18 protein-coding genes are annotated in these 17,943 nt (G+C 61.5%); 4 read left to right on the top strand and 14 right to left on the bottom strand.

From position 1 onward, the window contains the following. Window positions 1-10: 10 nt before the first annotated feature. The 6 genes from QZ564_RS05795 to QZ564_RS05770 all read right to left on the bottom strand — a co-directional run bounded on the left by QZ564_RS05795 (window position 11) and on the right by QZ564_RS05770 (window position 4,679). Entirely contained in the window at window positions 11-493 is a 483-nt protein-coding gene (locus QZ564_RS05795; protein ID WP_297106104.1) for a GFA family protein, read from the bottom strand. Next, window positions 486-965: a GFA family protein gene (locus QZ564_RS05790; RefSeq protein ID WP_297106102.1), complete on the bottom strand. Its 480-nt coding sequence runs from the start codon at window positions 963-965 to the stop codon at window positions 486-488. The genes QZ564_RS05795 and QZ564_RS05790 overlap by 8 nt, the downstream gene beginning before the upstream one ends. Further along, window positions 952-1,335, bottom strand: coding sequence for a VOC family protein (locus tag QZ564_RS05785; protein ID WP_297106099.1), 384 nt, complete (start codon window positions 1,333-1,335; stop codon window positions 952-954). Before QZ564_RS05785 ends, QZ564_RS05790 begins: the two co-directional genes overlap by 14 nt. A gap of 66 nt (window positions 1,336-1,401) precedes the next feature. Then, on the bottom strand, window positions 1,402-2,781 hold the full coding sequence (gene cysS, locus QZ564_RS05780; protein WP_297106095.1) for a cysteine--tRNA ligase: 1,380 nt from the start codon (window positions 2,779-2,781) through the stop codon (window positions 1,402-1,404). A gap of 331 nt (window positions 2,782-3,112) precedes the next feature. Further along, window positions 3,113-3,562, bottom strand: a complete 450-nt coding sequence (locus QZ564_RS05775; protein WP_297106092.1) for a cytochrome c — start codon at window positions 3,560-3,562, stop codon at window positions 3,113-3,115. Window positions 3,563-3,671: 109 nt separating this feature from the next. After that, entirely contained in the window at window positions 3,672-4,679 is a 1,008-nt protein-coding gene (locus tag QZ564_RS05770) for a fumarylacetoacetate hydrolase family protein (protein ID WP_297106088.1), read from the bottom strand. A 162-nt stretch (window positions 4,680-4,841) separates the two neighbouring features. Between QZ564_RS05770 and QZ564_RS05765 the strand changes: the two genes are divergently transcribed. Further along, complete coding sequence (locus QZ564_RS05765) at window positions 4,842-5,981, top strand: DUF2865 domain-containing protein (protein WP_297106083.1); 1,140 nt, start codon at window positions 4,842-4,844, stop codon at window positions 5,979-5,981. Here the strand turns inward: QZ564_RS05765 and gltX are convergent. From gltX to rpiA, 6 genes are all read right to left on the bottom strand, one after another. Beyond that, the gene (gene gltX / locus QZ564_RS05760) at window positions 5,926-7,254 is read right to left on the bottom strand and encodes a glutamate--tRNA ligase (protein ID WP_297106079.1); all 1,329 of its coding nucleotides are present in this window, start codon (window positions 7,252-7,254) and stop codon (window positions 5,926-5,928) included. The genes QZ564_RS05765 and gltX overlap by 56 nt on opposite strands. After that, entirely contained in the window at window positions 7,251-8,918 is a 1,668-nt protein-coding gene (locus QZ564_RS05755; RefSeq protein WP_297106075.1) for an NAD+ synthase, read from the bottom strand. Before QZ564_RS05755 ends, gltX begins: the two co-directional genes overlap by 4 nt. A 123-nt stretch (window positions 8,919-9,041) precedes the next feature. Further along, complete coding sequence (locus QZ564_RS05750) at window positions 9,042-10,418, bottom strand: class II 3-deoxy-7-phosphoheptulonate synthase (RefSeq protein WP_297106071.1); 1,377 nt, start codon at window positions 10,416-10,418, stop codon at window positions 9,042-9,044. A gap of 78 nt (window positions 10,419-10,496) precedes the next feature. Next, window positions 10,497-11,870, bottom strand: a complete 1,374-nt coding sequence (gene gor / locus QZ564_RS05745; protein ID WP_297106068.1) for a glutathione-disulfide reductase — start codon at window positions 11,868-11,870, stop codon at window positions 10,497-10,499. A 130-nt stretch (window positions 11,871-12,000) separates the two neighbouring features. Beyond that, on the bottom strand, window positions 12,001-12,528 hold the full coding sequence (locus QZ564_RS05740; RefSeq protein WP_297106065.1) for a DUF2059 domain-containing protein: 528 nt from the start codon (window positions 12,526-12,528) through the stop codon (window positions 12,001-12,003). A gap of 20 nt (window positions 12,529-12,548) precedes the next feature. Next, complete coding sequence (rpiA, locus tag QZ564_RS05735) at window positions 12,549-13,247, bottom strand: ribose-5-phosphate isomerase RpiA (protein WP_297106063.1); 699 nt, start codon at window positions 13,245-13,247, stop codon at window positions 12,549-12,551. Window positions 13,248-13,495: 248 nt separating this feature from the next. On the opposite strand from rpiA, the gene QZ564_RS05730 reads away from it, so the two are divergent. Both QZ564_RS05730 and moaA read left to right on the top strand, forming a co-directional pair. Continuing rightward, window positions 13,496-14,089, top strand: a complete 594-nt coding sequence (locus tag QZ564_RS05730) for a L,D-transpeptidase (RefSeq protein WP_297106060.1) — start codon at window positions 13,496-13,498, stop codon at window positions 14,087-14,089. A gap of 91 nt (window positions 14,090-14,180) precedes the next feature. Continuing rightward, entirely contained in the window at window positions 14,181-15,194 is a 1,014-nt protein-coding gene (moaA, locus tag QZ564_RS05725) for a GTP 3',8-cyclase MoaA (protein WP_297106057.1), read from the top strand. Here moaA and QZ564_RS05720 read toward each other — a convergent pair. Together QZ564_RS05720 and QZ564_RS05715 are read right to left on the bottom strand one after the other, a co-directional pair. Next, window positions 15,191-15,592 (bottom strand): VOC family protein, encoded by a 402-nt coding sequence (locus QZ564_RS05720; protein ID WP_297106054.1) that lies wholly within the window; start codon window positions 15,590-15,592, stop codon window positions 15,191-15,193. The two genes, moaA and QZ564_RS05720, sit on opposite strands and share 4 nt — an antisense overlap. 9 nt (window positions 15,593-15,601) lie before the next feature. Further along, window positions 15,602-16,081 (bottom strand): Lrp/AsnC family transcriptional regulator, encoded by a 480-nt coding sequence (locus tag QZ564_RS05715; protein WP_297106222.1) that lies wholly within the window; start codon window positions 16,079-16,081, stop codon window positions 15,602-15,604. Between the two features lie 328 nt (window positions 16,082-16,409). On the opposite strand from QZ564_RS05715, the gene QZ564_RS05710 reads away from it, so the two are divergent. After that, the gene (locus QZ564_RS05710; protein WP_297106051.1) at window positions 16,410-17,927 is read left to right on the top strand and encodes a HAMP domain-containing sensor histidine kinase; all 1,518 of its coding nucleotides are present in this window, start codon (window positions 16,410-16,412) and stop codon (window positions 17,925-17,927) included. The last annotated feature ends 16 nt before the right edge of the window (window positions 17,928-17,943 follow it).

Here is a 17,943-nt window from a genome sequence, read left to right as displayed (position 1 = left end):
CTAACTCGGATTACTGCTTGGGGGGCCAGACATCAGTGTCGTGGTCGGGGTGCTGGTGATTGGTGGACTTGATGAAGGCGGCGACGTCGGGTGCCTGTTGCTCAGTGGTGGGGCGGTCAGGCAATTGGCCCAGGCCGTTCGCCCACGACAGGCGGCTCTCGATGCCATGCTGATCTTTGGGCGGAAAGGCCGACGGGTCGTCCAGAGACCCAATGGATACGCTTATCCAGTCCCCGTCGACATAGGCAAAGGTCAAGGGCGTGCCGCAGCGGCGGCAGAATCCACGGTCGACCTGATCCGACGAGCGGAATAGAGCAATCTCGCCACGCGTGACCTCGAATGTGGGCAATGGCCCACCCACCAGGGGAGCGTAGAACGCCCCGAAGGCCTTCTGGCACATGCGACAGTGGCAGATATGGGCGCCTTTCGGACGCTGGCTGAAGCGATAGCGGACGGCACCACATTGGCAGCCGCCGGACCAGTGTTCAGACATCGCGACCTCCCTGAGGGGGCCAATCAGTCGTGTCGTGGTCGGGATGCTGGTGGGAATGAATACCGGCCATGAAGTCGCGCCATTCGTCGCTGACTTCGGTACGCTCGGGCAAGGTGCTGAGGCCGGCAAAGAAGGGCAGCCGGTCATTCAGGTTGACCTGGATAACCGGGGCCGCTGCGGTGGGATCGTCAAAGGCGCCAATGGCCAGTTCCAGCCCATAGCGGGTCTCATAGGCCAGCGGCGTGCCACAATCTCCGCAAAAGGCGCGGCGGGCGGCGTTGGAGCTCTGGAACCATTTCGGCTCCCCGCGGGTCCAGGTAGCATTATGCGCCGTGACCAGAGGGCCAAAGAAGCTACCAAAGGCCTTCTGGCACATACGGCAATGACAGATGGATGGGCGACCGAGCCGGGTGACGCGGAAACGAACCGCGCCACACTGGCAGCCGCCGGCAAGGGCCTCAGCCTGGGGCATGACACACCGCCTCTATGTTGTTGCCATCGGGATCGATGACAAAGGCACCGTAATAGTTCTCGTGGTAATGCGGGCGCGGCCCAGGGGCCCCATTGTCCTTGCCACCAGCCGCCACGGCCGCCGCATGAAAGGCGTCAACTTCGGCGCGGCTATTGGCGGAGAAAGCATAGTGACGACCAGGGCCGGTTTCGGTGCTTTGGGTCAGCCAATAGTCTGGCTTGGTGCGGCCATAGCCACCGACCTTGACGCCGCCAGTGAACTGTTCGGGCACGAGGTTGAGAAGCGTGATGCCCAGCGGGGCGAAGGCGGCATCGTAAAAAGCCTTGGCCTTGTTCCAGTCTGCGACGAGAATTCCAACGTGATCAAGCATGATTGCATCTCCGGTGTGTGGAGTGGCGATCTGCAGCGATTCCGCTGACAGGGAATGGCAGGAGGGTCACCGCTTGACCTCCCATTTGGTGGCGCGCTGACCCGCTTCGTCCTTGTAATCCATCAGGGCGATACCCTGTTCAGCGAGCTCGGCACGAATGCGATCGGCTTCGGCGAAGTCTTTGGCGTTGAGGGCGGCGAGGCGGGCGGCGACCAGACTGGGCACGGCCGTATCAACCTCGACGTCACGTTTGATGCGCAGCCCCATCAGGTCGGCCAGAGCTAGCCCCTCGGCAGCCTTCCCCTCATCCATGACAAGAGCATGGATGCGCGCGATGGCAGCCGGAGTGTCGAGATCGTCGGCGAGACGATCAAAGTATTCGGCCGGCAGGTGAACGGACGGCTCAGCATCTCCGACCGCGCGTTCCCATTTCTCGAGTAAATTGACGGCCTCTTCCAGCCGCCGCTGCGAAAAGTCGATTGGCTCGCGGTAATGCGTCATCAGCATGGCCAGCCGCAGGACTTCCCCTGGCCACGCTCGACCACCGAAGGCTTCGGTTTCGAGGAGGTCGTGGATGGTGAAGAAGTTGCCCAGGGACTTGGACATCTTCTGGCCTTCCACCTGCAGGAAGCCGTTGTGCATCCAGACATTGGCCATGGCGTGTGAGCCATGGGCGCAGCGGGACTGGGCGATTTCGTTTTCGTGGTGCGGGAAGATGAGATCGAGCCCGCCGCCATGGATGTCGAAGGTTTCACCCAGATAGCGCTCAGACATGGCCGAGCATTCAATATGCCAGCCGGGGCGACCGCGGCCCCAGGGGCTATCCCAGCCGGGTTCTTCGGCCGAAGACAGCTTCCAGAGTACGAAATCGGCCGGGTTGCGTTTGTGCGTGTCCACCGCGACGCGGGCGCCGGCCAGATTGTCCTCGAGATTGCGTCCCGAGAGCCGGCCATATTCGGGCATGGAATCGACGGCGAAAAGCACTTCGCCGCCCGCCTGATAGGCGTGGCCCTTGTCGAGCAGGCGCTGGATCATCGCCTGCATCTCGGCAATGTTCTCGGTGGCGCGGGGCTGCATAGTCGGTTCGAGGCAGCCCAGCGCGGCAACGTCCTTCTGGTATTGCGCGGCCGTGGTTTCGGTGACCCTACGAATGGCTTCGTTGAGCGGCAGATCGGGGTGATCACGCAGGGCGCGGGCGTTGATCTTGTCGTCGACGTCCGTGATGTTGCGCACATAGGTGACGTGGTCCGGCCCATAGACATGGCGCAGGACGCGGAAGAGCAGATCGAAGACGATGGCGGCGCGGCCATTGCCGATATGGGCGAAGTCATAGACCGTCGGGCCGCAGGCATAGAGACGCACGTTTTTCTCGTCCATCGGCACAAAGGGCGCCTTGGTACGGGTGAGCGTGTTGTAGAGAGAAAGCTGCGGCGTTGCCGTGGTCATAAAGAGGTCCTGTTGCCAGACACGTTCGGTTCTCGGTCGTTCGTGGTCGCGCTCTCGAACCGGAAAAGTGGCACCCACTTTTCCTGAGAACGCTCCGCTGGCGGGGAGCCTCTATCCGTTGCGCAATTTCAGGATGAAGAAGACCGCTCCGCCAACGCTTGGGTTAGCAGGTAATAATGCAGCAGGTAATGGTGCACGTGATCTTCATGGCGCGGAGATTGGCCGCGCTAAGAAAGGAAATCAAGTCCAAAACTAGAGACGAGACAAAAGAGGGCGACCCGAAGGCCGCCCAATCGCTTTGGAGGCGATAATTCTGACAGTGCTGGTCGTGTCAGGAGCGGAACTGCTGGTGGCACTGCCCGCAGGTACCCATAAGGGTCTGCAGAGCCGCGCCATAGCCAGCCGCATCTCCAGCTTCGGCGGCGGCCAAACCGGCCTCGGCTGCGGCCTGGCCCGTCGCGGCGATAGCCACGAAAGCCTCCCAGTTTTCCCAGATTGCCGGGAGGGCCTTGGTGTCCCCCACAATCGACCCTTCCGGGAACAGATCGGGGATGTGACTGTAATTGTCGCGCAGGGTTGTCATGGCAGCCACGGCTTCGGCCCCGGAAAGATTGCCGGCGCTGCGAAGAATTCCGCCATCTTCGCGCATCAGGGCCTGGCGCATTGCCACGGCTTCTTCGGGCGTTGCGGGCGGCGTGAAGCCGTCCTGTGCCGTTACGGCCACGACGCCGATGGCCAGAAAGGCCGCAATGGCTAAACCAGGAGCCTTAGGTTTGAGCATTCGTTGTTTTCCCTCAATTTGATACGCCGGATACGGGCCCCTCTTCCCGCTGCCGGCACGATTGCATGGCTCTGTGACCGGCCCAACGGGAACACAGGAAAGTTATCGATTATCGGGATCGCAACACGACGGACTGGTCAATGTCCCCAAAGATCGATTTGCCATCGGCATTTTGGGCTCCGATCCGCACCGTATCTCCGGCCTGCAGGAATGGCGTGCGGGCGCGACCATATTTGGCCTTTTCCGCCGTGCGCGCCTCGGCGATGCAGGCAAAGCCGATCCCGTCTGTCTTGAGCGGCAAGGTCTGGTCGTGGGGGTTAGACACCGTGCCACCGCCGACAATCGTCCCAGCCGCCAGATTGCGGGTGCGCGCAGCCTCGACAATCAGGTCAGCGAAATCGAAGTGCATGCCGACGCCGGCATTGGGACGACCATAGAGCTTGCCATTGACCTCAATGCGGATGGGCAGGTGCAGTCGATTGTCACCCCAATTCCCGCCCAGGCTGGCCGGCGCAATCACCACGGGCGCAAAGGCCGTCGAGGGCTTGGAATGGAAGAAGCCAAAGCCGTTCTTGAGGTCATCCACCACCAGCCTGCGCAGGGAAACGTCGTTTAGAATGGTGACCAATCGGATGGCGGCGCTGGCTTCATCCCGCGTTGCACCCATCGGGACTGGACCGATGATCACACCGACCTCGGCCTCGAAATCCAATGCGAGGTCATCGGCCGGGACGACAATCGGCGCCGAGGCGGCCGAGAGCGAATCGGAGGCACCCTGGTAAAGCAGCGGGCGGATCGATTGCAGTTCCTCGTCCTTGCTGCCCTTGAGCGAGCGCACCCGCTCGAGATGGCTCATATAGGCCGAGCCGTCTATCCATTGATAGGCGCGCGGCAGAGGCGCCTCGGCCACTTTCGGGTCAAATGGCTGGCCAGCGATTTCACTGGCATCAAGCTGCCGGGAGATATCGGCCAGGGCCGGCTCAGCCCGCTCCCAATCATCAAGTGCAGCCTGCAGATCGGAAGCGACACGACCTGCGGATACGCAGCGCGACAGATCGCTGGAAACGACCACGAGTTGGCCATCGGGGCGGCCGTTCCGCAGGGTGGCGAGTCTCATGGCGGTCTCTCCTTGGTCTTGGTGTTGCCCGGACGCGCTACCGCGGCGCAAATCACATGGCTATAATGTTGGCACGGACGTTAAAGCATTCTCCACGGACAGAGAATCGGAATGGATGCTTGAAGGGTCGAAGGCGGTTGCGGCCCAAATCGGGAATATGGCGTGAATATCTCTTCAAGCGGGCTCAGGCCCCTTATACTGCTGGTCCTTGCGACCATCATGCTGGCTCTGGATATTGAAGCGGCGCACGCCCAGGCGGCGCAGTGCGCCCAATTGCAGGCAGCGCTGGCGCAGTTCGACCGCAATAGCGAATTCCGCCAGCTCGGCAGCAACTCCAACGCCGCGCGGCAGTTGCAGCGCCAGGTGCAGCAAGCCGAAAGCCGCTATATTCGCGAAGGCTGCAATGACGACGCACGCGCCGGCCGCGTGCTCAGCCGCAGTTGCCAGCTGATCGCCCGAGACGTCTTGAGCCTGCGCGATGACTATGCGCGTGTCAGCCAGTCGGTAGAAACCGCCAATGCCGTTGCCCAGCAGCGCGAGGCGATCCTTCAAGAAATGGCGCGGTTCGGGTGCAATGCAGGCTCGACGGCCACGTTTACCAGAGAGCGCCAGAACATTTTCGACCGCATCTTCGGAACCACCTCCGAAGGCGACTTCACCAATGGGGACTTCGTCGATGGTGGGGATTACTGGGGCTATCAGGGCTACAACACGGTCCGTACGGTCTGTGTGCGCCTGAGTGATGGGTATTTCTGGCCAATCAGCTATGCGACGCTGCCTGAATATATCAGCAACGATGCCATCAGCTGCCAGCAGATGTGCCCCAACACAGCTGTGGAACTCTACTATTACAACAATCCGGGCGAAGAGCCCGAGCAGATGCGCAGCATCAATGGCGTGCCCTACACGTCTCTGGCGACGGCGTTTGCCTACCGCAATGACTTTGACAAGTCTGCCAGTTGCACGGTGACACCAACTGCAGATGGCACTGTGACCCTCACCAACATGGCCGATGGCAGCAGCCGGGCGATGCTCGACATCAATGGCCAGCGCATTCCAATGCCGCTGCGCGATCCGCGCGGTGTTGCGCCGGTACAGGTTGCCGCGATCGAGCCCGTTGCGGCGGTCGCTCTCGTCGATGTTCCTCTGCCCCGCCCGCGTCCTGCCGGGCCGGGCGAGGTTGCGCGTCAACCCACGACGCCGGCCGAACCGGAACTGCGCATCATTGAGCTGGGCGGCAAGACTGTCAGGGTAGTCGGTCCAGACACGCCGTACGCCCAAGCAGGACAAGCAGGGACTTAAGCTCGGGCCCGTCGGGGCGTCCGGTGAGAGCCAGCCGCAGGGGCAGGAAAAGCGCCTTGCCTTTTCGCCCGGTACTGGACTTGAGCGCGTTGGTCCAGTGTGCCCAGGTGGTTTCGTCCCAGGGTTCAGGGGGCAAGAGCGCCTTGGCAAGAGCCAGGAATTCGCGATCCTCTTCGGCCACGACAGGTTCGACCGGCCCGGTCAGCAGCTTCGACCACTCCACGATGTCTGGGAAACGAACCAGGTTTTCGCGCAGCAGCAGCCACATGGCCTCGCCTTCAAGCCCAAGGGCGGAAAGGCGGGAAGCGGCTTCCTCATAGGGCATGGTGTGCAGCAAGCGCGCATTGAGCGTGTTGAGCTCTGCCGGATCGAAGCGCGCTGAGCCATGCGAAATCATCGTGAAATCGAGTTTCTCGGCAATGGCATCCAGGCTTTCGTAGGGTTCGACGGAAAGGCTGGTTCCGGTAAGGGTGGCGACGATGGCAATCGCGAGGGGTTCATAGCCCTCAGCCCGGAAATCAGCGATGGACTGACTGCCCATGCGCTTCGAGAAGCCCTGCCCCTGCGCGTCGGTGAGAAGGTTATGGTGGCCGAAGACCGGCACCGCGCCGCCCAGCGCCTCGAAAATCTCGATCTGCGTGCCGGTATTGGAAACGTGGTCCTCGCCGCGAATGACATGGGTGATACCCAGGTCGATGTCGTCGACGACCGAGGGCAAAGTATAGAGATAGGTGCCGTCGGCCCGGATCAGCACCGGGTCGGACATGGAGGCGGTGTTGACCGTCTGCGAGCCCTTGATGAGGTCATCGAAGTGGACCGGACGGCCGTCCAGCTTGAAGCGCCAATGTGGCTGGCGGCCCTCAGCTTCAAGACGGGCGCGGTCTTCCGCGGTGAGATTGAGTGCCGCGCGGTCGTAGATCGGCGGCTTGCCGAGGAGACGGGCACGGGCGCGCTTGCGGTCAAGCTCATCTTCGGTCTCGTAGCAGGGATAGAGCCGCCCGGCGGCGATCAGCTTGTCGCGGGCCGCGTCATAGAGCGCGGTGCGCTCGGATTGACGGACCAGGAGGTCGGGCATGACACCCAGCCAGGCCAGATCGGTCTCGATGCCGTCGGCAAATTCGCGGGTCGAGCGCGCAAGATCGGTATCGTCCATGCGCAGGACGTAGCGGCCGCCGTGGCGCCGGGCGAAAAACCAGTTGAGCAGTGCCGGGCGGGCATTACCCAGATGAATACGACCCGTAGGAGACGGGGCCCAGCGAACGGTGACGCTCATCCGACTGTCGGATCCTTGTAGCCATTGGTGATGGGATATTTACGACCCAGACCGAAGGCGCGCGGCGTGAGCTTGGGACCGGGCGCGGACTGGCGACGCTTGTATTCGGCGATGTTGAGCAGACGCTCGATACGTTTGACCAGAGCCGCATCATGGCCGCGCGCGACGATATCACCAAGCGCCATTTCCTCTTCCACAATGCAGGTGAGGATATCGTCAAGCACCGGATAGGGCGGGAGGCTATCCTGGTCGGTCTGGTCGGGGCGGAGTTCGGCGGAGGGCGCCTTGTCAATGATCGACTGGGGGATGACCTCCCCTGCCCGGCCGAGGCAATCGCCCGGCATGTGCTTGTTCCGCCAGTCGGCGAGCCTATAGACGTCCATCTTGAACATGTCCTTGAGCGGATTGTAGCCGCCATTCATGTCGCCATAGATGGTGGCATAGCCCACGCCCATTTCGGACTTGTTGCCGGTGGTCAGCAGCATGGAGCCGAGCTTGTTGGAGACCGCCATGAGGATGGTGCCGCGCATGCGCGACTGGATGTTTTCCTCGGCGGTGTCCACGGGGCGATTGCCGAAGATGGGCTGCAGTTCATTGAGCGCGCCATCCACGGGATCGCCGATCGCCACCACGTCATAGCGCACCCCGAGCCGCTCGGCGCAATCCTTGGCATCGCGCAGGCTCGCCTCGGAGGTGTAGCGATAGGGAAGCATGATGGCGTGGACTTTTTCCGGGCCGAAGGCATCGGCGGCCATGGCGGCAACCACGGCGCTGTCGATGCCGCCGGACAGGCCCAGCACGACATGGGAGAAACCGTTCTTGTGCACATAGTCCCGCAAGCCGAGCACGCAGGCGCGCCAGGGGGCCTCCTCGATCGAGGTCAATTCCTCGACGCGGCCATTGGTGCAGGTCCAGCCGTCCTCGCCGCGCACCCAGTCCGAAACGATGAAGTCGGTCTCGAAGCTCTTGCCCTGCAGGACCAGCTTGTTGCCCGGCTCCATGGCAAAGGAGGCGCCGTCGAAGACCAGTTCGTCCTGGCCGCCGACCTGGTTGAGGTAGAGCATGGGCACGCCATCCTCGGCGACGCGGGCGCGGACCAGGTCCTTGCGGATATGCTGCTTGTTGGTCCAGTAGGGCGAGCCATTGGGGCAGAGCATGATCTCGGCGCCACGCATGGCCAGGTGCTCGCAGACCGCGGGGTGCCAGATATCCTCGCAGATGGGGATGCCCACCTCGACACCCTTGATGGTGACCGGCAGCGGCAGCGGCCCGGCGGCAAAGTAGCGCTTTTCGTAGAAGACGTCGTCGTTTGGCAATTCACGCTTGTAGCGGATGGCGGTGATTTCGCCCTTTTCGGCGACGAGGACGGCATTGTGGAGGCCACCTGCGTCCCACCAGATGGTGGGAAGGATCAGAACAACGTCCGTGCCACTGGTTTCAGCCACGAAACCCCGCGCCGTCTCCATGACGTCATCGATAAACTGCGGCTTGAACAGCAGGTCGTCCGGAAAATAGCCGGTCAGGAACAACTCGGAGAGCATCAGGATATCGGCCTTGGCCGACCACGCATCCGTCAGGGCCTGGCGCGCCAGGGCCAGGTTGCCAGTCAGGTCGCCGACCTTGGGGTTGAGCTGGGCGAGCGCGATGCGGAGCTGATCGGTCACGAGAAACTGGCCTGAGTGCAGGAAGAAGATGTTTCCGACGCTTGGCCGGAGGCGGCGCAAGGATTAGCCGCTCGCCTTGATGAGGGCAAGCGGCACAGACCGGGTGAACAGGCGAGCCTGTCGCTATTCGCCAGCGGCAACCAGCTTGCGCGGCGGCTTTTGCGCATGCACTTCCTCGGCGACGAGGAAGGCCAGTTCCAGGGCCTGACTGGCGTTGAGACGCGGGTCGCAATAGGTGTTGTAGCGGTCCGAGAGGGTTGCTTCGGTCACCGCTGAAACGCCACCCACGCATTCAGTCACGTCATCGCCGGTCATCTCGATATGCACACCACCGGCATAGGTGCCCATTTCGCGGTGTACGTCGAAGAAGCTCTTCACCTCGGCCAGGACGCGGTCGAATGGCCGGGTCTTGAAGCCGGTCGAGGCCTTTATGGTGTTGCCATGCATCGGATCACAGCACCACACGACTGTCCGTCCGGCCTTCTGCACGGTTTCGACCAGCCGCGGCAGGTGATCCTGCACCTTTTCGGCGCCGAAGCGCGAGATCAGCGTGATGCGGCCCGCTTCGTCAGTAGGATTGAGGCGATCAAGCAGGCGCAGCAGGTCGTCATTGGACAGGCTGGGGCCACATTTGATGCCGATCGGGTTGTGGATGCCCGCGAAATACTCGACATGCGCCTCGTCGGGGTCCCGGGTGCGATCGCCGATCCAAAGCATGTGGCCTGAGGTTGCGTACCAGTTATTGGTGATCGAGTCCCTGCGGGTCAGCGCTTCCTCGTAGCCCAGCAGGAGCGCCTCGTGGCTGGTGTAGAAGCTGGTCTGCTTGAGCGCCGGCGTATTTTCGGGCGTGATGCCAAGTGCCGACATGAAGGTGATGGCGTCGTCGATGCGACGGGCCACTTCCTCGAAGCGAGCGTCCCAGCTTGAGCCCTTCATGAAGCCCATGGTCCATTCGTGGATGCGGGTGAGCTCGGCGTAGCCGCCCATGGAGAAGGCGCGCAGCAGGTTGAGCGTGGCCGCCGACTGACGATAGGCCATCAGCAGGCGGTTCGGATCCGGAACGCGGGCGGCCTCGGTAAAGGCGATGTCGTTGATGATATCGCCGCGATAGGATGGCAGCTCGACGCCGTCGATCGTTTCGGTATCGGCCGAGCGCGGCTTGGCGAACTGGCCCGCCACGCGGCCGACCTTGACCACGGGTTTGCTTGCGCCGTGGGTCAGCACCACTGCCATCTGCAGGAAGACGCGGAAGAAGTCGCGGATATGGTCAGCGCCGTGTTCGGCGAAGCTCTCGGCACAGTCGCCGCCCTGGAGCAGGAACGCCTCGCCACGGGCAACGGCAGCCAAGCGGGCTTTCAGTTCGCGCGCCTCGCCGGCAAAAACCAGCGGCGGGAAAGTCGAGAGCTGGCGCTCCGCTTCGGCAAGTGCGACCGGATCGGGATAGGCGGGGACCTGCTTGATCGGCTTGTCGCGCCAGGAGCTGGGGGTCCAGGTTGTCATGATCGGTCTCGTCTATGCCGGCTTGAAGGGGTGCGGGCGATCTAGCAAGCCAGAGCGCCCGTGCCAAGCAGGAAAGGGTCAGACGCGCTTGCAGTCGCGATAGACATAGGACGGAGACTTGAAGGTTACCAGCTCTTCGGCGGCCGACGGGTGGAGGGCGATGGTGCGGTCGAGATCGGCTTTTGTGGCGCCCATGCTGACAGCGACGCCGACCAACTGGATCATTTCGGCCGCTCCTGGTCCCAGAATATGGACCCCCAGCACCTTGCCGCCATCTTTTTCGGTGATCAGCTTGATGACCATGCGCTCGGTACGATCCGAAAGCGTGTTCTGCATGGGCCTGAACCGGGAGATATAGACCTCGATGTCGCCATGCGTGGCGGCCTCGGCCTCTGTCAGACCGACTGTGCCGATCTCCGGCTCGGCAAAGACGGCCGTGGGGATGAGGGAGTGGTCCACCTTGAGCGGATTGTTGTTGAACACCGTTTCGGCGAAATACCAGCCTTCGCGGATGGCGACCGGCGTGAGCTGCGCCCGACCGGTGACGTCGCCAACTGCATATACCGAGGAGACTGAGGTCTTCGAGTATTCGTCGACAACCACCGAGCCATGCTCAGTCAGGGCCACACCGGCGGTTTCTAGCCCCAGCTCCTCAACGTTCGGGCGGCGTCCGGTGGCAAACATCACGGCGCCGTATGGCGCGGAGACGCCATCGCTGAATGTGGCGGTAATGCCGTCACCGGTTTTGGCCAGGGATCGGATGGTGGTCTGATAGATGATCCGGATACCGCGCTCGATTAACCCCGCTTCGAGGCCGCGGCGCATGTCTTCGTCGAAGCCGCGCAGGATGCAATCACCGCGATAGATGATTGTGGTGTTGACGCCCAGGCCGGCAAAAATGGTCGCGAATTCGACCGCGATATAGCCGCCACCTTCGATTAGGATGGAATGGGGCAATGCAGGCAGATCAAAGGCCTCGTTAGAGGTAATGCCCAGCTCGGCGCCGGGTATGTCGGGCACGAAGGGCCGCGCGCCGGTGGCAATGAGCAGGTACTTCGCGCTCAGCTCGCGCCCGTCGCGAACCAACCGAACGCCGTTGGGTCCGGTGATCACAGCCCGGTCGCGGATGATTTCGACGCCTGGCTTCTCGAGGTTACTCGCATAGGCGTGCTCGAGCCGGGTAATTTCCTTTTCCTTGGCGGCAACCAGGGTCGGCCAATCAAAGCTGGCATCGACCTGCCAACCGAAACTTTCCGCGATATCGAACTGATCCCGGAAGCGGGCGGCGTAAACGTAGAGCTTTTTGGGGACGCAGCCGCGGATCACACAGGTACCGCCAACCCTGAACTCCTCGATGATCGCCACCCTGGCGCCATAGGTGGCCGCCATGCGCGCGGCGCGCACACCGCCCGAGCCGGCACCGATGACGATCAGATCATAGTCAAAGTCCATTCCGGCCCCCTGCGTGATTGCCAGTTCTTGCCCATTTGGCTTCATCGTCTAGTGACGATGAATACGGTCGGGCATCGCACAAAAAAAGACCCCGCACAAGGCGGGGTCAATGTCAGATGCGCTCGTGGCCTCAGAGCTCAATGCCCTGGTCGCGCAACTGGGAGCGCACTTTGGCAAAGAACTCGGTGCGCAGATTATTGGTGTAAACCTGAAGCACGCGGCGGATGTCCTCGTTGAGCTGGGAATTGGCTGTCGCCAGCTTCTGACCAACCGGAGATTCATAGAAGGCCACGATCTCGGTCAGTTCTTCGAGAGTGAAATTGATGGCGTAAACGCGCGCAAACTGGTCAAGCAGCTCGCCCTTGCGGCCATTATATTCCTTGATCACCTCGCCGATTGCGTCGCTGGTCTGCTGCTGGATCTCGGGGTTCTGGGTGATGATCTGGCGCATGGTGTCGATGCCGACTTCGACGACGGTGGTCTCGAAAACCGCCCCGCGATCAGTCAGATCGATATATTTGCGCGCCATTGCCAGTTCCTCGGGCGGAACTTCCTGCGCCAAGGCCGGGAGCGAAACGCCTGCTGCGCCAACGACCAGCGCAGCCGCCATCATGAGACGGACGCCACGTGCCCAGTTTTGAATATTCCAGAATGCCATCTTGTCTCGTCCCACGCTGGTCAATTGCCCTTGAGAAGTGTTTCTACGCCATTCGGCGTTGCCACATAAGCCTTGCGGCACATTTTGAGGAACAGTCCATGCTGGACTACGCCCGGAATGTCCAGAAGCTCGCTTGAGAGCGCTTCTGGCTGCGAAATGCGGCCAAAAAAAGCATCGAGAATGAGGTGTCCACCGTCGGTGACAAAGGGGGCCTCGGCGCTGGGACCGCGCAGCTTGAGTTCACCCTGAGCGTTGTGGCGCCGCATGATATCGGCAACGGCACGACGGGTCGCTCCCAGGCCAAAACGGTTGACTTCGATGGGGAGTGGAAACCGCCCCAGGGCATCAACGATCTTCGAGCTATCGGCGATGACGATCATGGCATCTGAGGCGGCAGCGACGATCTTCTCGCGCAAAAGCGCGCCCCCGCCCCCTTTGATGAGATTGAGCGATGGGTCGATTTCGTCCGCGCCATCAACGGTCAGGTCAAGACGATCAAGCGTATCAAGATCGGAAAGTGGAATACCGCATTCCTGCGCTTGCCGTGCGGTCGCTTCCGATGTCGGCACGCCGACAATGTCGAGCCCCTCCGCCACGCGCTCGCCCAGCAATTCAACAAAGTGCCGGGCAGTCGAGCCGGTCCCAAGGCCCAGCTTCATGCCTGAGCTGATTTCTGCGACAGCGCGGGCGGCCGCCTCACGCTTGAGCGCTTCACTCATCGGTCGATCCTTTCGCGCGTTTGCCGGGGTGTGGCCGGGCCGGCGGCCCCTGTCAAGCGTCCGAAAGTATGGCATTCACGGATTGGTGACTCGCGAGTGTAACCGACTAGCAACACAATAAGGCGATGATACCCCATATGTGGCAGAAACTGGGCACGTCCCTTCCGGCCGCGATCGAGACCGAGTAAGTAGCGCAAATAGTCGCTGATCCGAATCACGGCAGCGTATTTGAGAGGCCAAGTGAAAGCATGAGCATCGTCAGAATTGCATTGGCATTCGCCATGGCAGTGTTGCTGGCAGTCAGCACCGTTCTGCCGTCAAGTGCGGCTCTGTGGTACAACCCCGACACCAACAAGTTCGAGGATCGTGCGGCCAGTGCCAGTGGAAGTCGTGGTGGCAGCCCAATTCGCAAACAGATTGTCGACTACGATACTGACTACAAGCCGGGCACGATTGTCATCGAAACCGGGGAACGCCGGTTGTATCTGGTGCTCGAAGACGGCAAGGCCATGAAATACGGCATTGGCGTCGGTCGCGATGGCTTCCGTTGGTCCGGTACGCACCGCATCACCCGCAAGGCAGAGTGGCCCGGCTGGACCCCTCCCCCGGCCATGCGCAAGCGCGTTCCCGATCTGCCGGCCTACATGCCCGGTGGTCCAGACAATCCGCTCGGTGCCCGCGCGCTCTATATCGGATCGACCCTGTACCGCGTGCATGGAACCTCTGAGCCCTGGTCTATCGGCCAAGCCGTATCCTCGGGCTGCATCCGCCTCACCAATGAGGACGTAACCGATCTCTATGATCGCGTGAAGGTCGGCGCCCTGATCGTTGTCCGGCACTGACCGGCACAAGAATTCGGGAAGAGCCGCCGATTTGGCGGCTCTTTTCTTTTGCGCGCTTTGCTCCAGCGAAACGGGGAGATAAACTGGCTGCATGACAGGATCGTCCCCAACGCACCGCCCCCTGATCGACAGCTTCGGCCGACGCATTTCCTATCTGCGCATCTCGGTGACGGATCGCTGTGATTTCCGCTGTGTCTATTGCATGGCCGAGGACATGACTTTCCTGCCCAAGAAGGAAGTCCTGAGCTTTGAGGAGGTGGAGGCAATCGCCAGCGCCTTCATATCCCGCGGCACGACCAAGATACGCCTCACTGGCGGCGAGCCGTTGGTGCGCCGGGATATCATGGCGCTGGTGCGTAGGCTCGGCGGACAGATCGGCAATGGCCTGGACGAATTGACCATCACCACCAATGGCAGCCAGTTGCAAAAGCATGCCGAGGGGCTGTTTGCGGCGGGGGTCCGGCGCATCAATGTTTCGCTGGACACGCTGGATGAAGCGCGCTTCGCGGACATCACCCGGCGAGGCCGCCTGAAGGACGTGCTTGCCGGGATCGGTGAGGCCCAGGCCGCAGGGCTCGCCATAAAGATCAACATGGTGGCGATGCGCGGCGTCAATGACGACGAGATCGAGACCATGATGGAATGGGCCCATGGCGGCGGCATGGGCTTGACCTTGATCGAGGGCATGCCGCTGGGTGAAGTCGGCATCGACAGAGTGGACACATATCTGCCGCTACGCGAACTGTATGAAAGGCTCTCGCAACGCTACAGCTTCACCAAGCTGGACAAGAGCACGGGTGGGCCGGCCCGCTATGTCCACGTGGCCGAAACCGGCGGCACGCTGGGCTTTATCACGCCGATGAGCCACAATTTCTGTGAGAGCTGCAACCGCGTGAGGCTGACCGCCACCGGACAACTGTTTTTGTGCCTGGGGCAGGATGATCAGGTCAACCTGCGCGACGCCTGGCGCACTGGCGGAGCCGAAGCGCTCAACGCTGCTCTCGACCATGCGATGATCATCAAGCCCAAGGGGCATGACTTTGTGTTGGACCGCAGCCGGAAGGAACCAGCCGTCGCGCGGCATATGAGCGTGACGGGGGGCTAGCGTCCGGCGGCGCGTTCGACCAGTTCGACCAGAATGCCATCGGGGTCCCGGACAAAGACCACTCGCTTGAACATCTCGCTGTTAAAGGCGACGCGCGGTCCCTCAACAATGGGGACACCAGCCTCTTCGAGCCTTTCCACCATGGTATCTATATTGTCATAGGCCAGGGTGATGTGCCGGAAACCTGCCTCGGACAGCGGCACATCGCGAAACGGCCCGACCTCGCGGGCCGGAGCCTCAATCTCCAGCATGCCACCTCCGGCATCGAGAAAAGCGGCTTCGCCACCTGCGGTGGTCCGGCGAAACTTCATTCGAAGCCCGAGCAGGCCGCAATAGAAGTCAATGGCCCGTTCCATGTTGCTGACCGTCATCCCGACATGTTCAAAGCCGAGCAACATTTCGGGGACCTATTTGTCGTCGTCGCTGATGATCGCAAAATCCAGGGGCAAGGCGGTGGTGTACTTGATCTGGCCCATGGCGAAAGCCGAACTGACATCGGTCAGATTGATCTTGCTGATCAGGCGTTTGTAGAAGGCATCGTAGGCGCCGATATCGGGAACAACCACCCTCATCAGATAGTCGACATCGCCGCTCATGCGATAGAACTCCACCACTTCGGGAAATTCATCGATCACGCCTGAGAACTTGCGCATCCAGGCGTCGTTGTGCTCGTTGGTCTTAACCGAGACGAAGACCGTAACTCCGACATTGACCTTGACCGGATCAAGCACGGCCACGCGGCGCTGGATGATGCCGTCTTCTTCCATCTTCTGGATGCGGCGCCAGCAGGGCGTTGTGGACAGACCAACCTTTCGGCCGATTTCGGCCACAGGCATGGTCGCGTCCTTCTGCAGGAGCGTCAGGATCTTCCGGTCGATCTTGTCCAGGGCCATCTTGCTCTCTTGAAATCAGTTTTCACGTCGCAAGCAGTTTCCGCCGACGAGCGACAACATCACTGCCATATCAGCAGGTCCTACGCAATAATATTGCTCATCGCAATTGATCTGAAGCCGCAAGGTGACCTTAACCCTGTTGTGGTGCGGCTCGCCAGTGCATTCTTCGGGTGCGGCTTTGGGTGCGGCTTTCTGGCAATGCAGACCAATGGGTGACCGGGGCCGATTTCACGCCCCGTTAACCACGGCACCTCTAAGGTTGGACCAGGAGCGTCGCGAGCGCGTTTTTTGTTCGCAGCATTGAGTAACGAGTAAGTCTTTCATGTCGGTCCACGACGCCAGTGTCCGCGCAGGTTCCGCACGCGACGGCAAGCGAACAGCACAGAAGGCCGTGCGCGAAGCCCGCCAGCGGCTGACATCGAGCTCGGGCACCCGGGCCGATTTCGACTTCGAACTCATGCATGACTATGCGGACTCCCGCATTGGCGCTGCGCTGCCGATGGCGGCAATCGTCTGCATCCTGGCCATAGTGGCAAGCTTTTGGGTCCCTGTGATGGTGACGGCCATCTGGGCGGGACTGGTCATTACCAGCCTGCTGGTCGTAGTGGTCACGGCCCGCCGCTTCAAAGGCACCGAGCCCGCCAAATTCAATGCTGCCCGCTGGACCACGAGCTTTGTGGCGGCAGAGAGCCTGGGCGGGTTGGCACTTTCGTTGCTGGCATTGTTCACGCTGGTGACCGACCCTGAGGCACTGGCGCCGGTGATGTTCGCCATGGTGCTGGTCAGCATCGCCAGCAACGCCATAGCCACTCATACCCTGCCGCCTGCGACGCTGATGAGCACGCTGCCGGTGACGGCAACAGTATCCACCTCGCTGATCGCTCTGGGCGGCACACTGAATTATACGCTGGCCGCGGTGGCCATTTGCGGCGAGGTTTTCTTCGTCTACCTGGCCCGGCAATTGCACAATTCCGAGCTTGAGACCATCACGCACCAGGCCGAGAAGGACGCGCTGATCTACGAGCTGGAAGAGGCGCGCAACATGTCGGACGAGGCGCGACGCCACGCGGAGCAGGCCAATATCGCCAAGAGCCAGTTCCTGGCCACGATGAGCCACGAATTGCGGACGCCGCTCAACGCCATTATCGGCTTCTCCGAAGTGCTCAAGTCGGAATTGCTGGGACCGCATCAGGTGCCGCAATATAAGGAATATGCCGGAGACATCCACGCCAGCGGGCAGCACCTGCTCAATCTCATCAATGAGCTACTTGATCTGAGCCGGATTGAAGCCGGCAAGTATGAACTCAATGAAGAGGTCATATCGCTGGTCGACATCGCAGATGATTGCCGGCGCATGATGGAATTGCGGGCCAAGTCCAAGAATATCGAACTGGTGTTCAGCGTGGGTGACAATTTGCCCAAGCTGTGGGGCGACGAGCGCGCCGTGCGCCAGGTGGTGCTCAACCTGTTGTCGAACGCCATCAAGTTCACCCCGCAGCAGGGCAAGATCGTGCTGGTGGTGCAGCGCAGCGGCGATGGCGGGCAACTCATCTCGGTCAAGGACAATGGCCCGGGTATTCCTGAGAACGAAATCGAGACGGTTCTCTCGTCTTTCGGTCAGGGATCGCTGGCGCAAAAGACCGCGGAACAGGGTGCCGGCCTCGGACTGCCGATCGTCCAGAAAATCATGGACCTGCACCAGGGGCGGTTCGATCTTTTCTCCAAGCTGCGCTTTGGCACGGAAGTCATCGCCACCTTCCCGCGGGCCCGCGTCATGGATGCGCTGGCACCCGTCGTCGAGAAGCGCAACAAGCTCGAAATCTATTCCGAAGCCGGCTGACGAAGCGCTGCTCAGT

The organism is uncultured Devosia sp., assembly GCF_913055165.1.
GTDB lineage: Bacteria > Pseudomonadota > Alphaproteobacteria > Rhizobiales > Devosiaceae > Devosia.
The sequence above is the reverse complement of the archived record's forward strand: the minus strand, read 5'-3'. Positions and strand labels throughout refer to the sequence as shown.

Bases quoted from the DNA above. Each gene is read 5' to 3' on its own strand.
- QZ564_RS05790 (WP_297106102.1), bottom strand. From the start codon at position 965: ATGCCCCAGGCTGAGGCCCTTGCCGGCGGCTGCCAGTGTGGCGCGGTT.
- QZ564_RS05775 (WP_297106092.1), bottom strand. From the start codon at position 3,562: ATGCTCAAACCTAAGGCTCCTGGTTTAGCCATTGCGGCCTTTCTGGCC.
- QZ564_RS05750 (WP_297106071.1), bottom strand. From the start codon at position 10,418: ATGACAACCTGGACCCCCAGCTCCTGGCGCGACAAGCCGATCAAGCAG.
- moaA (WP_297106057.1), top strand. From the start codon at position 14,181: ATGACAGGATCGTCCCCAACGCACCGCCCCCTGATCGACAGCTTCGGC.
- cysS (WP_297106095.1), bottom strand. From the start codon at position 2,781: ATGACCACGGCAACGCCGCAGCTTTCTCTCTACAACACGCTCACCCGT.
- gor (WP_297106068.1), bottom strand. From the start codon at position 11,870: ATGGACTTTGACTATGATCTGATCGTCATCGGTGCCGGCTCGGGCGGT.
- QZ564_RS05730 (WP_297106060.1), top strand. From the start codon at position 13,496: ATGAGCATCGTCAGAATTGCATTGGCATTCGCCATGGCAGTGTTGCTG.
- QZ564_RS05740 (WP_297106065.1), bottom strand. From the start codon at position 12,528: ATGGCATTCTGGAATATTCAAAACTGGGCACGTGGCGTCCGTCTCATG.
- QZ564_RS05785 (WP_297106099.1), bottom strand. From the start codon at position 1,335: ATGCTTGATCACGTTGGAATTCTCGTCGCAGACTGGAACAAGGCCAAG.
- QZ564_RS05720 (WP_297106054.1), bottom strand. From the start codon at position 15,592: ATGTTGCTCGGCTTTGAACATGTCGGGATGACGGTCAGCAACATGGAA.
- rpiA (WP_297106063.1), bottom strand. From the start codon at position 13,247: ATGAGTGAAGCGCTCAAGCGTGAGGCGGCCGCCCGCGCTGTCGCAGAA.
- QZ564_RS05710 (WP_297106051.1), top strand. From the start codon at position 16,410: ATGTCGGTCCACGACGCCAGTGTCCGCGCAGGTTCCGCACGCGACGGC.
- gltX (WP_297106079.1), bottom strand. From the start codon at position 7,254: ATGAGCGTCACCGTTCGCTGGGCCCCGTCTCCTACGGGTCGTATTCAT.
- QZ564_RS05795 (WP_297106104.1), bottom strand. From the start codon at position 493: ATGTCTGAACACTGGTCCGGCGGCTGCCAATGTGGTGCCGTCCGCTAT.
- QZ564_RS05770 (WP_297106088.1), bottom strand. From the start codon at position 4,679: ATGAGACTCGCCACCCTGCGGAACGGCCGCCCCGATGGCCAACTCGTG.